The organism is Spirosoma endbachense (genome assembly GCF_010233585.1).
GTDB lineage: Bacteria > Bacteroidota > Bacteroidia > Cytophagales > Spirosomataceae > Spirosoma > Spirosoma endbachense.
Window position 1 is genome coordinate 100,964 of the sequence record NZ_CP045997.1, and the last position, 16,029, is coordinate 116,992.

A 16,029-nucleotide genomic window follows, 5' to 3' on the forward strand; every position below is an offset into this window, starting at 1 on the left:
CGATCCGGTGTGGGGGCACCGTTGGATCGGCCAAACAGGGTTTGTCTATGTATAACACAAACGCTTCAAAGAAAATGAAAAAAAACACGTAAAGCAAACCGGCTTCTTTCGCGTTGGGCAGGGTGTCAGTCACGCACACCATCGATCCGGAACCCAACATTCGCTTCTAACTTTGCTAACCGTCTGAGAGCTACTACGCCTGTGTAGTCAGAACGACTGTTTGCCGACACCATTCATTTTCTTGAATTAATCCCTATCATGATGAAATCTTTCCTAACGCGATTATCGCTTTTGGGTGCATTGCTATTGGGTTTTCGGTCGCAGCTGAACGCACAGTTCTCCTTGATTGGCCAGCTGCGTACACGCACCGAACTGCGTCACGGCTTCGGTAATCTGCCCGTTAAAGATAGCCCGATGGCTGCTTTCACTTCGCAGCGGGCTCGCCTGACATTTGGCTATAAATGGGACCGCATTACGTTTGGCCTGGCCATTCAGGATGTGCGGGTCTGGGGCCAGGATGCCTCGACGATTTCCAATGCCGATGGAAACCGACTGATGGTTCACGAGGCATGGGCTGATGTGGCCCTGATCAATAGAGCCGATACGACCATGAAATTCAGGCCGATCGATTATCTGTCCTTAAAGATTGGCCGTCAGGAACTTGTCTATGACGATGTGCGCCTTCTTGGCAATCTGGACTGGCTGCAACAGGGACGTCGGTTCGATGCGGCATTGCTCAAGGCTCAACACCACGGCTGGGCACTGGATTTAGGGGTTGGATTTAATCAGAACACCGATGCGTTTGGCGTTGCCGGTACGTATTATACACCCGCCAATGTGCCTACATCGGCACTATCGACCCAAAATATAACCTTGGCCATTCCGGCCGGTTTTCTGCCTACCACTGGAAAAGGTGGAGCGCCCGTGGTGACGAATGCCGTAAGTACTAACGGGCAAAATCAGCAGTTCAAGTCGTTTCAGATGGTTTATCTGACCCGGAAGTTTGGCAGTTCGGCGGCCCGGCAAACAAAGTTTTCGGCTTTGTTCTTTAAAGATGATTTTCAGAAGTACCGGATTGACTCTATTGGTGCTGTCAGTACGGGTTACGTATATGGGAGACGTTATGACGTAACCGGTACCAATTCGCGGATAACATACGGCGCTATGCTCACGGGGCAATTTCAATTTGCCAAAGCAAACCAGGCTTTGTGGCAGGTTTTTGGGTATGCTCAGCAGGGGAAAGATCGGGATGGACTACAGCTCAAAAATGCCTACCACTACGGAGCCAACCTGATGATCCAGAAAGGGGTTCTGAGCATTGGACCCGGTTATGAGGTGCTGTCTGGTAATAATGACGCGACGATTAAAGCGGGCGAAACCAGTCGATTCGATCCACTTTATGGTACTCCACATCGACACTGGGGCTATATGGACTATTTCTATGTCGGAACCGGCTCGCCGTCTGGCGGTTTGCAGGATGCTTTTCTGAAGTTCAAATACACGGGAAAACGCCTGACCACTACGTTTGATGTGCATTATTTCGCACTGGCCAACACGACGTTCAACAAAATGCCTGATGCGCTGCCAGCTACCCCACTGGCATCAAAACTGGGTATGGAATATGATCTGATTGCCACGTATGCCCTGAACAAAGTCACTACCGTAGAGGCTGGTTACGCCATCATGAACGGCACCAACACCCTGGAGTACACGAAACAGGGAACTATGAATCAGAAAGATAAAGTCGGCACCTGGGCTTATCTGATGATCAACATTCGACCGGATTTTTTAGCATCCAAAAAGTAATCAGTGCTAATCAACACCATCTAAACGCATACAACCATGAATCTGTCATCGAATAAGCCACTTACTTCGCTGAATATTTTCCGTTTCGACGGCGTCCAGATGCGGACGTTCCACATCACCTGGTTAACTTTTTTTGTCTGTTTCTTTGGCTGGTTCGGACTGGCTCCACTGATGCCCGCCATCCGGGCCGACCTGGGGCTGACTAAACCGCAGGTCGGGAACACCATCATTGCGGCTGTATCGGCCACCATTTTTGCCCGACTGATTGTCGGGAAACTCTGCGACACCTGGGGACCACGCAAAACCTACACCGCCCTGCTCGTATTGGGCTCGCTACCGGTTATGTTTGTTGGGCTGGCCCACGATTACACGACATTTTTACTCTTTCGGCTGGCCATTGGGGTCATTGGTGCATCGTTTGTAATCACGCAGGTGCATACCTCCCTGATGTTCGCTCCGAAAATTAAAGGGACCGTTAACGCAGTTGCGGGCGGCTGGGGCAACCTGGGCGGTGGTATCACGCAACTGGCAATGCCGGTGATCATGGCCGCGATCGTTGGTTTTGGTTATACAAAACCAGAAGCCTGGCGGCTGGCAATGGTGGTGCCGGGTATTATGATGCTCATCATGGCGTTTTTGTATTTCCGTTTTACGAAAGACACACCTGCCGGTAACTACGACGAAATTCAGCGGTCGGCTCAGACCGGTGAGAAGGTAAGTTTCTGGGAAGCCTGCGCCGACATTCGGGTTTGGGCGCTGGCCCTGGCTTATGCCTGCTGCTTCGGCATGGAAATTACATTCGATGGCGTGGCTGCCCTATACTTCTTCGATAATTTCAAGATGGAAGAAACCCAGGCTGGTTTCTGGGCCATGCTCTTCGGCGGTATGAATATTTTTGCCCGTGCGCTGGGCGGTATCGTGGCCGATAAAGTAGGTAACAAATACGGCATGCGTGGAAAGGGCGTTTTGCTGGCGGCTATGCTGTTGCTGGAAGGTGTTGGTATTATGCTGTTTGCGCAGGCCGGTAATCTGCCAATGGCTATTGCAACCATGCTATCCTTCGCGCTCTTTCTGAAAATGTCGAATGGGGGGACCTATGCCATTGTTCCCTTTGTCAACCCGAAGGCTGTTGGAGTGATCTCTGGCGTGGTAGGGGCAGGGGGCAACGTTGGTGGAATGCTAATGGGCTTTCTGTTCAAGTCGCAGTCAATTTCCTACGGCCAAGCTTTCCTGTACATCGGTGCGATCGTCGCAGCCGTCGGTTTAACCTTATTCCTGGTCAACTTTGGTAAGACGGTAGTAGCCGAACCAGCCGAAGCTGAATTGCAAACCGCTTAAACAGTGAAAATATAGCGTGAAAAGTAGAGAATAAACTACTCGTAGCTCTTCTTCACTTTTCACGCTACAGTTGTCACTCAAAATCATTATGACTCATCAAACGACCTGTTGCTATTGTGGCGTTGGCTGTGGAATCGTAGTCAGGCAGGAACCGAACGGGCGATTGACCGTTGAGGGCGATAAGCAGCACCCGTCGAACCGGGGTATGCTCTGCTCGAAAGGTATGAATCTGCATTACACGGTTATGGATCAGTCAGACCGATTGCTATATCCACAGATGCGGCTCAATCGGTCGATGCCGATGCAGCGGGTGAGTTGGGATGCAGCTCTGGAGCGTACAGCGGCTGTTTTTAAAACGTTTATTCAGAAATATGGTCCGGATTCGGTGGCGTTTTATGTGTCGGGGCAGTGCCTGACCGAAGAATATTACCTGGTCAATAAGCTCATCAAAGGATTTATTGGCTCCAATAACATCGATACCAACTCCCGGCTGTGCATGAGCTCGGCGGTGGTTGGCTACAAACTATCGCTGGGTGAAGATTCGGTACCGGTTTGTTACGATGACATTGAAGAAGCAGATGTATTCTACGTGCAGGGGGCTAATCCGGCCTGGTGCCATCCGATTCTGTGGCGCCGGATCGAAGCGCATAAGGCGGCCAATCCACACGTTAAAATCATCTGCATTGATCCGCGCCGGACCGACACGGCCCGGTCGGCCGATTTGCATTTACCCATCCTACCCGGCACTGATATTGTCCTGAACAATGCCATTGGGCGGTTACTCATCGAAAAGGGATTCATTGACAATGAATTCATTAGCAATCACGCCGATGGTTTTGAGGCTTATCGGGAGCAGGTCATGAAGCGGACGCTGGTCGAAGCGGCTGATCTGTGTGGGATTGAGCCTGATGATATCGAGCAGGCAGCTTACTGGATCGGACGCTCGAAAGGCTTCCTGTCGCTCTGGACAATGGGGCTGAATCAGTCCGTAGTTGGCGTCAATAAAAACCTGTCACTCATTAATTTACACCTCATTACAGGGCGGATTGGTAAACCGGGCAATGGCCCGTTCTCACTTACCGGACAGCCAAACGCAATGGGCGGTCGCGAAACGGGTGGACTGGCCAATGTGTTACCCGCCCATCGTGATGTGACGAACGCAGTTCACCGCGCCGAAGTAGAAGCATTTTGGCAGGGACCCGTCAGGATTGCCGCCAAACCCGGCCTGACAGCCACCGAAATGTTCGATGCGCTGGCCGATGGTCATCTAAAAGCCATCTGGATCATCAATACGAATCCAATGGTGAGTATGCCCGACGCCAATGCAGTGGAGAAGGCGCTCAAAAACGCCCGTTTCGTTGTTGTGCAGGATGTGTCGAACCGGGCCGATACGGTGCCGTTTGCCGATGTCGTGCTACCGGCTGCGGCCTGGCTCGAAAAAGAAGGCACGATGACCAATGCCGAACGTCGGATTGCCTACCTGCCTAACGTGATCGATGCGCCGGGTGAAGCCTTACCCGATGCCGAAATTATCTGGCGTTTTGCGCAGAAAATGGGCTTTGGTGATTCATTTAACTACGCTAATTCTGCCGAGGTTTATCAGGAATATACCCAACTCACGGCCGGAACCAATGTCGATGTGACGGGCGTGAGTTATGAGCTGCTGAAGCGGAAACGGACGGTACAATGGCCATTTCCGGCAAACAGCGAGCCGTTAGATGTGAACAGCGACAACTGTGTTCCAGTCGGAACGAAGCGACTGTTTACGGATCATCGGTTTTATACGCCGAATGAGCGGGCTCAGATTCATGCTGTTCCGGATGGCAATGCCTCTGAACCAACTGACGATGACTTCCCGCTGGTGCTGACTACCGGCCGTATCCGCGACCAGTGGCACACCATGACCAAGACGGGACGTGTAGCGAAACTCAATCAGCATAGTCCGCAGCCGTTCCTCCAAATTCATCCGGACGATGCCCGGACACGTGGCATTCGTGACGGGCAGTTGGTCGTTGTGCGTGGGCGACGCGGGGAGGTCCGGGTAAAGGCTCAGCTTACCGACGATGTGCGTTCGGGGCTGTGTTTTCTGCCCATGCACTGGGGGAAGATTCTCAACAGCAATCTGAACCGGGCCAATAACCTGACCAATTCACTCGTTGATCCGCGGTCTAAAGAGCCTGATTTTAAGTTTACGGCCGTAACGGTTTTGCCGTACCGTAAGCCGCAGGAAAAAATTATCATTATTGGGGCTGGCTCGGCTGGACTTGGGTTCATCAATGCCTATCGATTGGTCAATGCCGACGATGAAATTCACGTTTTTTCCAAAGAGATTTACCCGTTTTACAACCGGGTACTCCTGCCCGACTATATCAGTGGCGAACAATCGTGGGAGCAACTCGTCAAACTGCGTGAAGACCAGTTTGAGGATGCGAATATCATTGTGCACAAAGGTGTCAGCGTTGCTCATATCGACCGGAAGGCGAAAGTGGTCACCGATAGCGATGGCGTTGAACATACGTATGACAAGATTTTGCTGGGAACCGGAAGCCGGGCTTTCATGCCTAAAAGTGTACCTCGTTTGCCGGGTATTTTCAACATGCGATCGCGGCTCGATGCCGATTCGCTTCTGCCGTTTCTGCAACGATCGCCGGATGATTCGACCGAACCCCATGCCGTAATTGTCGGAGGGGGATTGTTGGGGCTCGAATTGGCGGCCTCGCTGCGGCAGATTGGTGTTCGGGTTACAGTTATTCAGCGGGGTGGGCGATTTATGGAACGCCAGCTTGATCCGCTTGCCAGTGAATTGCTATACCTCGAACTGCTGGATCGGGGCATCGACGTCTATTTCAATGAAGAAGTTCAGACGTTTATGGGAAACGGACACGTAGAGGGTATCCAACTGAATTCGGGCCGAAAGATTCAGTGCCAGGTCGTTGTGGTGGCCATTGGAACAGAGCCAAACATCGAACTGGCGCGCGATGCCGGATTGGTATGCAACCGGGGTGTCGTTGTCAATGACTACATGCAAACCTCTGATCCCGATATTTTTGCCGCTGGCGAACTGGCTCAGTGGAACGGGCAGATGTGGGGCATTACCTTGGCAGCCGAACAGCAGGCCGAAATTGCAGCCCGATTTCTGGCCGGCGATGTATCGCAACCCTATCGGGGGAGCCTGTCTATCAGTATCCTGAAAATGGAGGGTCTACATCTCTGTAGCATAGGGATGGCCGAAGTACCTGCCAACACCGGAACGGTCGATCGGGTGGACCGGGACGATTATGAGGAAATCGTTTTCATCGATAAAGCCAAGCGTTATTACAAAAAGTGTATTGTTCAGGGCGACAAGCTGGTCGGAGCTATTCTGGTCGGCGATAAAAACGAATTTCAGGAGTTTCGCGAACTGATTGCCAATGGAACCGAACTTTCCGAAAAGCGTCTTCAATTACTACGAGCCAACAAAAAAGTCGATCCCATAGCCGGGAAGCTGGTTTGTTCCTGCAACTCGGTTGGGCAGGGGAACCTGGAAAAGGCCATTCTGGGTGGTTGTACCGATTTTCAGCAGCTTTGCCAGAAAACCGGAGCCGGAACTGGCTGTGGCTCCTGCCGACCCGAAGTGCGAAGTATTCTTTTATCAATGAGCGAATTAGTGACTGAGTAACCACGCGACAAACCATTCACTCATTAGCCCATTCACTCATTCAGTCATCGATTATGCGCGACTATTACACCCTGAAAATCAACCTGCCCGCTGGAATCGTTTCGCCGGGAGCGTTGCAAAATGTGCTGACACTGGCACATGATGCGGGCGTACATACGGTGCGGTTTGGTGCCCGGCAGCAACTACTGATGACGGTGCATTATGAAGACATGCGCTTCCTGGAAAAAGACCTGAAAAAACACCAGATTGCGTATGAAGCCAATACGGAGCAGTATCCTAATATTATTAGCTCGTATTGTGGCGAAGATGTGTTTCGCACGGGTGCCTGGCTACGCGAAAGTGAATACCATACGGTGCTGGACCAGTTTGATTATCAGCCACGTCTGAAAGTTAACCTGTCGGATTCGAACCAGAGTTTTACACCTTTTTTTACCGGAAATCTCAACTTCATTGCTTCGCCGATACCGCATTTCTGGTATCTGTATGTCCGTCCGAAACAGAGTAATACGCTTTTCCGGTGGCGGGAACTGATCTATACGAACGACATGGGCCGACTCGCTAAAGCCGTTGAGGAAGCCATGCTGGAGCATGACCACACGGAAGAAGAAGCCCTTTTCAGAGCCGTAACAACAGGCCGAAGCTTCATTACGCAGCCAGCAACGAATGACGTAGAACTTCCTGAATTTTCATTACCCTACTACGAAGGCTTTAACCGATATGGGCAGCGTTCGTGGCTTGGTCTTTACCGGCGTGACGAACAGTTTTCGGTGGCGTTTCTGCTCGAAGTCTGCGCGCTATGCCTGAAAACACGCGTCGGAGAACTATGTGTAACGCCCTGGAAATCGCTCATTATTAAGGGCATTGAAGAAAAAGACCGGGCTACCTGGTCGCGTATCCTGGGCAAACACAACATCAATGTACGCCATGCCGCAAATGAATTGGCCTGGCAAACCGAAGACCATACCAACGAGGGAACGCAGCTGAAGAATTATGTGCTGCGCTATTTTGAAAAGCACGATACCCGAACATTTGGGCTTTGTTTTGGCGTGCAGACGCGGCCTAAATCGGAAGTATTTGGTTCGGTACTGGTTCGGAAACGGCCTTTGCTTCAACTTGGTCAGTTAGCGCTTTTTAGCGTCTATGATGTCTATTACACCGAAAATTTTAACCCCAATAGCCGAACGTACCACCTGTTTGAAAAAGGGTTATTTAAGCTGCATTTACCCAATCAGATAAACCGGCTTTGCCGAAAATTCAGCACTGGTCGTTTGCTGCAACGTGGTGAAGTCGTTCGGCTGGAATCCGAAAAACCGGAACCAGCCTTATCGCCCATTTCGAGTGTTTATCAATGTCCGCATTGTTTTACGGTTTATGACGAACAATATGGTGATACGTTAAATGCCATTCCAGCAGGAACCCCGTTCAGCGCGTTGCCGAGTGATTATTCGTGTCCTACCTGTGATGCACCAAAAGAAGAAATGGAAGAGGTATTGCTGGAAGTTGGCTGATACCTGTCGATTAAGGCATGTAAGACCTTCCTAATTGACTGTGAATTAATGACTTAAAGTCTGTCAGGATTTGATTGAGCAGAGTTGTTACTCAGCGGGGTGACATGGTTTTGAACCGTGGCACCCCGCTGAGTAACAACCTCGTAATTATAGTTTAGCAATGTCTTTGTAAAGTACTTCTATATATAATCCACGTTTATCAGCTACCCGGCAATAATCACCCCCTTCATATACCAGTAATGTAACTTTAGCTCCTTTTTTTAATTTTCCATCAGGAGGGCGGGTTTGTTCGTATTTATTAAAATAATAAGGGCATAATCGTACGATCTGATGAGAGAATTGATTCGGAGCCGGTGATATAATATTCTTTTCCGGAACAATACTCTCCTCAGACAGCACTTTATATTTAGTTTCATTAAATCCTTTCATGAAGCTAAGTTATGTTATTACTACATAAGACTATCATCTGGTAAAACGGTAGGGATACTGATAAGCATATGTTCGGAGTGCAGATCCTCGGCAACCAAAAATCCGGCTTCAGCCAATGCAATAAGGTTAGGTAATGCAAAAGGTTCGGCGGCATTAATATCTACTTCATAGCCACAATCCTGAAGACTGGCGACAGTAACGCGGCTTATCGGGTTATTTTGGCCTGCAATAAAGCCCGACATAAGTTCATTCCGAAAGATAGTTTCTCGCCAGTGGGAGTCCTGTGTTCCAATGCCGCCGGTATTTTCAACCGGCACGGGTGTAGAGCCCATCCCTCTAAGTTGTCCATACTCTATTGACGCATTATGACCTTTAAATGTTGGATTGGAAGTACCTGCCCCTTGTAAAAGATTTTTTTTACTCCATACAGTCCCTATGCCAAGAACATGGCCCATTTCATGCGTGATTACATCAATCAGCGTTCCATTTTTTCCCATTTCCGCTAAATCGGCAGTATCAAATTGCATTTCACCCTTAGCCGGTAGGAAGGCGGCATTACCAGCATTCGCTGGCCGTAACCGCGTTGGACCGGCCTGACCTAAAATCCTGCCTGGACCATCAATTGCCGCACCGGAAGCGAGAATGAGAACATCATCAATTACTTCGCCATCGACTTGTACGCTGGGTAAATCGCCAATGATAATTTTACACCAACGATCTGCCGCTTTTTTAAACGCATCCTTTTGTTTCTTTGTCAGCCCACCTAAAAATCGTACTTCAATGGTAAAGGGCGATGTTGTATTTGCGACCGCTAAAGCAACTTCGGGGTTGCTTTAGCAATATACGATTGAAGTTTTTTCTGTGTTTTCATATTGGTAGTATCTATAACATTGCTCTTGAGTTGACTAATAAGTTTAAGTACAGTTGAAAAAATTATTGATAAATAGAAAGAGCACTAATTTCGAGAGAAGTTAATAAATAAAGAATGGGGAATTTCCCGTTCTTTCGTAGAATTTCCTCATTCTTTATAAAAATAAGCCAATGCGACAGGTATCAGCATTGGAGGTGTGCTGCAAATGAATAGTTCAGCAGTATTTCTTACTGAATTTACTGCATCACAAACGTGTAATTCCGTCCTGCCTGGGTCATGAAATCATACACCTTGGCCGTTGCAGCTTGCGCATTCTGAACGGTTGGCCCCTGGAAAAGAGGATTCGGATTTGCCCCGCTGGCGGGTTTCAGCACCACACCACCTGATGCTTTCAGGGCGTTGGGAACGCGAAGGCGACAGTTTCCGCCAACGTTGGACCTGATAACGACCTTATTTACGTTGCCATCCTGCCAGGTCATCTCAACGATGTCAAATCCACCCCGCGCCCGTAACCCTTTTACCTGACCACTTTTCCACTGGTCGGGGAGGGCGGCCAGCAATCCGATATGGTCGAGATGACTCTGGAGCAGCATCTCGCTCATACCGGCAATACCCCCAAAGTTTCCATCGATCTGGAACGGCGGATGGGCGCAGAACATATTGGGATAGGTGCCGCCCGCATTGGTATAGTTGGTTCCTTCCATGCCGGTTAGTTTCAGTAGCTCGCGAAGAAGTTTGTAGGCGTGGTTACCATCATTAAGCCGCGCCCAGAAGTTAATTTTCCAGGCTTTACTCCAGCCTGTGCCCTCATCGCCCCGGAGTTCGAGGGTTTTGCGGGCTGCGGCTGCCAGTTCGGGAGTTGTCAATGGCGCAATCTGCCGACCGGGGTGTAAGGCAAACAGGTGGGATACGTGCCGGTGCAGCGGTTCAACCTCATCGAAGTCTTTAAACCATTCCTGTAGATTCCCTTTTTTGCCGATCTGGAACGGATACAGTTTCCCCGTTTGCTCACTGATCACTTTCCGGAAATCAGCATCCGTATTGAGGATTGCTGATGCTTCGATGACATTCGTGAACAGGTCGCGGATGATGCCCATGTCCATTGTGGTGGCTATGGATACTTCCCCTCGTTTGCCATTCGGGAGTACAAACACATTTTCGGGCGTGGTCGACGGGGCCGTTACCAGATGCCCTTCGTTATCTGGTATCAGCCATTCCGAGCAGAATTGGGCCGCTCCTTTCATGAGCGGGTAGGCCGTTTCCCGCAGAAATGTTTTGTCGCCCGTGAAGCGATAGTGTTCATAAAGATGCTGACTGAGCCAGGCGCCACCCATTGCCCAGTTGGCCCATAACGGACTCCCTTTGCCCAGATCGCCAACCGGATTAGAGACGCCCCAGATATCGGTATTGTGGTGGGCAGTCCAGCCGCCGATGCCATAGAAATTCTGGGCGGTGGCTTTGCCGGTACTGGCTACATCCTTTATTAGCCCAAATAGCGGCCGGTGAAATTCGGATAAATTGCTGACCTCGGCTGGCCAGTAGTTCATCTGCGTGTTGATGTTGATCGTGAAATTACTGCTCCAGGGTGGTCGAACGTGCGGATTCCAGATGCCCTGCAAATTGGCGGGTGTTCCGGTCGGGCGTGAACTTGAAATAAGCAGGTAGCGACCAAATTGATAGTACAGACTTTCCAGCGTCGGGTCATTTTCGCCCGTTGCGTACTGGCTTAATCGCTCGTCGGTCGGCAGAGCCTGACGATCTGTTGAACCAGTTTTAGCAGTCAGGGTGAGCGAAACACGATTGAAATAGGTCTGATAATCCTGTTGGTGCGCCTGTTTCAGAGCCGCATAAGTTTTTCGGGCGGCTGGATTCAGGTAGCTTTCTGCCAGCTTGATTTCATCTTTACCGTCTTTATCCGGGCACTTGTCGAACCCATTGAAGCTCGTTGCCGCAGAGAGCAGCAGCACAACACTGGTCGCATTGCTGACGTGTATACCCGCCGTGTCTGTCGTGACGGTGCCATCGCTGGGCAGTGCCCGAATGCGTAATGCGAAACGCATCCCCCGGCATTGATTCGCATCATCATAAATAATGGGTTGTGGATTATCACGGACATAATTTGGATCGGTATGGGCCGGGGCTTTCCCGGTAAGGGCTAATTCCCGGCTATTGATGGCTGCCAGCTGGTATCGAAGCTGACTTTTTGTGGATGCCACAAAATTTAGCTTGCCCGGTTTATCGGCGGTCAGGCGAACAACAATGACCTGATCGGGTGCCGATACGAAGATTTCCCGCGAATAGGTCACTCCATCAACGGTGAAACGGGTCGTTGCCGTAGCGTCGCTGATGTTCAGGGCGCGGTAATACGTTGTTGGCTGACCGCTGAATGGCTGACGGATCAGAAGGTCGCCCAGCGGTTCGTAGGACTCCGTATAGCGACCCTGCATTTTTTTGGTGAGCGAGGTCGCCAGTTCATAATTCTCCTCAAACAACGCCTTGCGAATCTGGGGTAAATACGCTTTTGCGTCCGGATTGGGGTTCGGATCGACGGGACCGCCCGACCAGAGTGTGCTTTCGTTGAGTTGAAGCAATTCTTCACTCACTTTGCCAAACACCATAACCCCCAGGCGACCGTTGCCAACGGGCAGCGCTTCGTTCCAGTTTCGGGCGGGTTGTTTGTACCACAGTTTGAGTGGCTGGGCCGTGAGTGGATCTGACAGACGTAGGGCGAAGGCAAGCAGAATTAGGTAAAAATGCGTTGTTTTCGTAAGCATGAACGGGTTGTATCATCAGCCTGAATCGGTCAGGCATTCCTGTCTGTTAAGTTCCTTTATTCGCTTTTTTACTCCTGAATCGGTCAGGATTTATAAGGGCAGTCGCACGGATAAAACCGGATAAAACGGGGATAAAAACAAATGAAGCTATATCTGCCTGTTACAAACAGTCAGGGAACAAGTATTAACGGCCTATGAAATTTTTGCGAAGGGTGTTTACAAATCGTTGATAATCAGTCAATCTTGAGGTAATATGACGACCGTACTTTTGCAGGTAATCATATAAGTAATACTAACCTGCAAACGGATGAAGATTTCTCTACAATTTTTAACCCCACTAATTCGCGTATTGCGTTTGCTGTCAGTGGTGTTTCTGGCTATGCTGTTGCTACCAGCAATACCGGCACTCGCGCAAACGATTACTGGCCGCGTTCTGTCGGCCGATGACAACCAGCCCCTGCCAGGCGTATCGGTTGTGGTAAAAGGTACTACTACGGGTACAACGACCCGTGCTGATGGTACTTATTCGCTTAACACACCATCGAGCAGTACACTGACCTATTCATTTATTGGTTACGAAACCCAGGAAATTGCCGTTGGCAATCGCACGGCCATTGATGTATCGCTGGCTGTAGGAACATCGACCCTAAACGAAGTCGTCGTAACGGCGCTGGGTATTAAAAAGGACATCCGGCAAACGGGTGTTGCGATTCAAACGGTCGATGGGACGCAGTTGCTTAAAGCCCGTGAGCCTAATCCGATCAACTCCCTGACCGGTAAAGTTGCCGGACTGACCATCGGGTCATCCTCCGAGTTGCTGGGCCGCCCGAACATCTCCCTGCGCGGAAATACAGACGTATTATTTGTTGTTGACGGAATTCCCATTACGTCCGACACCTGGAACGTCAGCGCCGATGATATTGAGACCTATACAGTATTGAAAGGGGCATCGGCTTCTGCCCTTTACGGCTTCCGGGGTAAAAACGGAGCTATTCTGATCACCACCAAGCGCGGTACGAAAGACAAGCGGGGGTTTTCGGTGGAAGTGAACACCAGCCAGATGGTCGATCAGGGATTCATTGCCATTCCTAAGGTGCAGGACCAATACGGTCCCGGTGATCACGGCGTCTATGCGTTTGGTGATGGCAAAGGCAATGGCCTGAATGATGGCGATTATGATATCTGGGGGCCAGCCCTGAATGGCCAGTTGGTTCCGCAATACGACAGCCCTGTGGTGCCGGGCCAGTCGTTCACGACGACATTCAAGAAAGCTGATGGCAATAATGTTGTCTTTACCAGCAACCGCCAGCCAACTCCATTACTACCGCGCGGTAAAGACAATCTCCGTCGGTTTATTCAGACCGGCGTTCTATCAACGAATAACGTTGCCGTTGCCGCATCGGGTGAGAAATATGATATGCGTTTTTCACTGTCGCATAATTTCCAGCAGGGGCTGGTTCCGAACACCAAGCTCAACGTAACGAACTTCAATGTTACGGGCGGTTATAATTTTTCGGATAAACTACGTTTTGAGTCGAGTTTGAACTACAACCGGCAGTATACACCGAACTTTCCGGATGTGAACTACGGCCCCAACTCGCTGATTTACAACATTATTGCCTGGGGTGGTGCCGACTGGAATATTGATGACATGAAGCAGATCTGGCAGCCCGGCAAAGAAGGTACGCAGCAGATCTATGCAGAATATCAACGGTACAACAACCCCTGGTTTCTGGCCAAATACTGGCTGCGCGGCCATTATAACAGCAACATCTACGGCTATACGTCCCTGCGTTATCAAATCGCCGACGGATTGCAGCTGACGGGTAAAACCCAACTGACAACTTATAGTATTCTGCGTACGGAGAAATTCCCCTATTCGGCTACAAGCTACGGCCGCGAAGAAGCCCGTGGCGATTACCGCGAAGACCGCCGGAGTCTATTCGACAACATTAACCAGCTGTTGCTTCAGTACAACAAAAAGGTGTCACCCGACCTGTCTCTGAATGCACTGGTTGGTGGTGAAGCCCGGATTTTTAATTACAATTCCGATTTTGCGAGCACCAATTACCTGAACGTACCGGGCGTATATAATTTCGCGAACTCATCGAATCCGGTTATTGCCTCGAACTTTCAGTCGGACATGCGGGTGTTATCCGCTTACTATTCGGCCGATTTTACCTTCCGCGATTATGCTACACTGACCACAACGGGTCGTCTGGATAAACTCTCGACCTTGCCAAAGGGTAACAATGCGTATTTCTATCCGTCGGTAGCACTGAGCACGGTCATTTCAGATTACGTTCAGTTGCCGGCTAAACTTGGAATTTCGTTCCTGAAAGTTCGGGCGTCCTATGCCAACGTGAAGGATGGTTTGACCCAGTCGACCATTCAGAACGCTTTTAATCCAATCACAAACTACGGCTCCAACCCAATCGGCTACGGTGACAATTATAGTTCGGCCTATGGTGGACCAACGTATCAGAACTCAGCCGTGTATTCGTTACCACTGGCTTATAACAACAAACCAGCGGCCTATTACGCCAATACCCTCAATAACCCGAATCTGAAACCCAATTCGACCTCGCAGACGGAAGTCGGTATTGATATTCGGTTCCTGAACAACCGACTGGTACTGGATGGCGCTTATTATGTCAGCAACGACGGACCGCGCATTTTTACACTGCCATCGTCGGAAGGAACGGGCTACACGGGCCGGCTGGTGAATGGAATCAGTACCCAGAAAAAAGGTGGTGAAATCTCCCTGACGGGGCAGGCGATTCGCTCACCAAAAGGCTTTAACTGGGACATCGTGGCCAACTATTCGACCTTTACCGAACGACTGAAAGAAGTCTATCCGGAGGGCGGTATCAATACCCTGGCGTCCAGCTATTTTGTCGCCAATAGTAGCGGTTCCCGGTTTATCAACATTGGTGACCGTACGGATGGGTTTTATTCGAGCGCGCTGGTGCGGACACCCGACGGGCAGTTGATCAATGATGACGGCGGTCGACCCATTGTGAATCCGGTATCGCAGTTTCTGGGCTATGTAAATCCAAAATTCGTTTGGGGTATCAATAACCGGTTCAGTTACAGGAACATCACCTTTAGTTTCCAGTTCGACGGTCGCGTAGGCGGGGTTATTGGCGATTACGTTCGGCAGAAAACCTTTCAGGGTGGTCGTCATATCGAAACCGTACAGGGCGCATTGGGTGCTGCCCGGCCTAACGACGTGCAGGGTATCAAATCCTACGTGGGCGATGGCGTCGTGCTGACCAGCGGCAGTATCAATTACGACGTAAACGGCAACGTGCTGAATTACGGCGAGTTGAAGTATGCGCCAAACACGATCAAAACTTACGAGCAGGACTACATTGCCCGTGTGTATGGCGCTACCGAATCATTCCTGATGAGCCGGAGTTTTGCCAAGCTCCGCGAGGTTATAATCGGTTATTCGCTGCCACAGCATCTGCTGAGACGGGTGGGTGTAAAACAGGCCAGCGTATCGGTCGTAGGACGGAACCTGCTCTATTTCGCCAAATACAAAGATATTGACCTCGATCAATACCTGAAGGACGGCATCTCTGGTCTACAAACACCAACAACACGCCGGTACGGGATCAACCTTAACCTGGTATTTTAATC

General features: G+C 50.2%; 8 protein-coding genes. 5 read left to right on the forward strand and 3 right to left on the reverse strand.

The features are described from left to right. The first annotated feature begins 261 nt into the window (after positions 1-261). The 4 genes from GJR95_RS00340 to GJR95_RS00355 all read left to right on the forward strand — a co-directional run bounded on the left by GJR95_RS00340 (position 262) and on the right by GJR95_RS00355 (position 8,310). Positions 262-1,806, forward strand: a complete 1,545-nt coding sequence (locus GJR95_RS00340) for an alginate export family protein (RefSeq protein ID WP_162391504.1) — start codon at positions 262-264, stop codon at positions 1,804-1,806. A gap of 36 nt (positions 1,807-1,842) precedes the next feature. Continuing rightward, complete coding sequence (locus GJR95_RS00345) at positions 1,843-3,144, forward strand: NarK family nitrate/nitrite MFS transporter (RefSeq protein ID WP_162383994.1); 1,302 nt, start codon at positions 1,843-1,845, stop codon at positions 3,142-3,144. An 88-nt stretch (positions 3,145-3,232) separates the two neighbouring features. Next, positions 3,233-6,802: a nitrate reductase gene (locus GJR95_RS00350; RefSeq protein ID WP_162383995.1), complete on the forward strand. Its 3,570-nt coding sequence runs from the start codon at positions 3,233-3,235 to the stop codon at positions 6,800-6,802. Positions 6,803-6,855: 53 nt separating this feature from the next. Beyond that, positions 6,856-8,310 carry a rubredoxin domain-containing protein gene (locus GJR95_RS00355; protein ID WP_162383996.1) on the forward strand — a complete coding sequence of 485 codons (1,455 nt, stop codon included), beginning with the start codon at positions 6,856-6,858 and terminating at the stop codon, positions 8,308-8,310. A 147-nt stretch (positions 8,311-8,457) separates the two neighbouring features. On the opposite strand, the gene GJR95_RS00360 is transcribed toward GJR95_RS00355, so the two are convergent. From GJR95_RS00360 to GJR95_RS00370, 3 genes are all read right to left on the reverse strand, one after another. Beyond that, positions 8,458-8,739, reverse strand: a complete 282-nt coding sequence (locus GJR95_RS00360) for a hypothetical protein (protein ID WP_162383997.1) — start codon at positions 8,737-8,739, stop codon at positions 8,458-8,460. A gap of 20 nt (positions 8,740-8,759) precedes the next feature. Beyond that, positions 8,760-9,521, reverse strand: a complete 762-nt coding sequence (locus GJR95_RS00365) for a leishmanolysin-related zinc metalloendopeptidase (RefSeq protein WP_162391505.1) — start codon at positions 9,519-9,521, stop codon at positions 8,760-8,762. Between the two features lie 325 nt (positions 9,522-9,846). After that, entirely contained in the window at positions 9,847-12,384 is a 2,538-nt protein-coding gene (locus GJR95_RS00370; RefSeq protein WP_162383998.1) for a glycoside hydrolase family 95 protein, read from the reverse strand. 379 nt (positions 12,385-12,763) lie between these two features. Between GJR95_RS00370 and GJR95_RS00375 the strand changes: the two genes are divergently transcribed. Further along, positions 12,764-16,027 carry a SusC/RagA family TonB-linked outer membrane protein gene (locus GJR95_RS00375; RefSeq protein ID WP_162391506.1) on the forward strand — a complete coding sequence of 1,088 codons (3,264 nt, stop codon included), beginning with the start codon at positions 12,764-12,766 and terminating at the stop codon, positions 16,025-16,027. Positions 16,028-16,029: the final 2 nt, after the last annotated feature.

Bases quoted from the DNA above. Each gene is read 5' to 3' on its own strand.
- GJR95_RS00370 (WP_162383998.1), bottom strand. From the start codon at position 12,384: ATGCTTACGAAAACAACGCATTTTTACCTAATTCTGCTTGCCTTCGCC.
- GJR95_RS00345 (WP_162383994.1), top strand. From the start codon at position 1,843: ATGAATCTGTCATCGAATAAGCCACTTACTTCGCTGAATATTTTCCGT.
- GJR95_RS00340 (WP_162391504.1), top strand. From the start codon at position 262: ATGAAATCTTTCCTAACGCGATTATCGCTTTTGGGTGCATTGCTATTG.
- GJR95_RS00360 (WP_162383997.1), bottom strand. From the start codon at position 8,739: ATGAAAGGATTTAATGAAACTAAATATAAAGTGCTGTCTGAGGAGAGT.
- GJR95_RS00375 (WP_162391506.1), top strand. From the start codon at position 12,764: ATGCTGTTGCTACCAGCAATACCGGCACTCGCGCAAACGATTACTGGC.
- GJR95_RS00355 (WP_162383996.1), top strand. From the start codon at position 6,856: ATGCGCGACTATTACACCCTGAAAATCAACCTGCCCGCTGGAATCGTT.
- GJR95_RS00350 (WP_162383995.1), top strand. From the start codon at position 3,233: ATGACTCATCAAACGACCTGTTGCTATTGTGGCGTTGGCTGTGGAATC.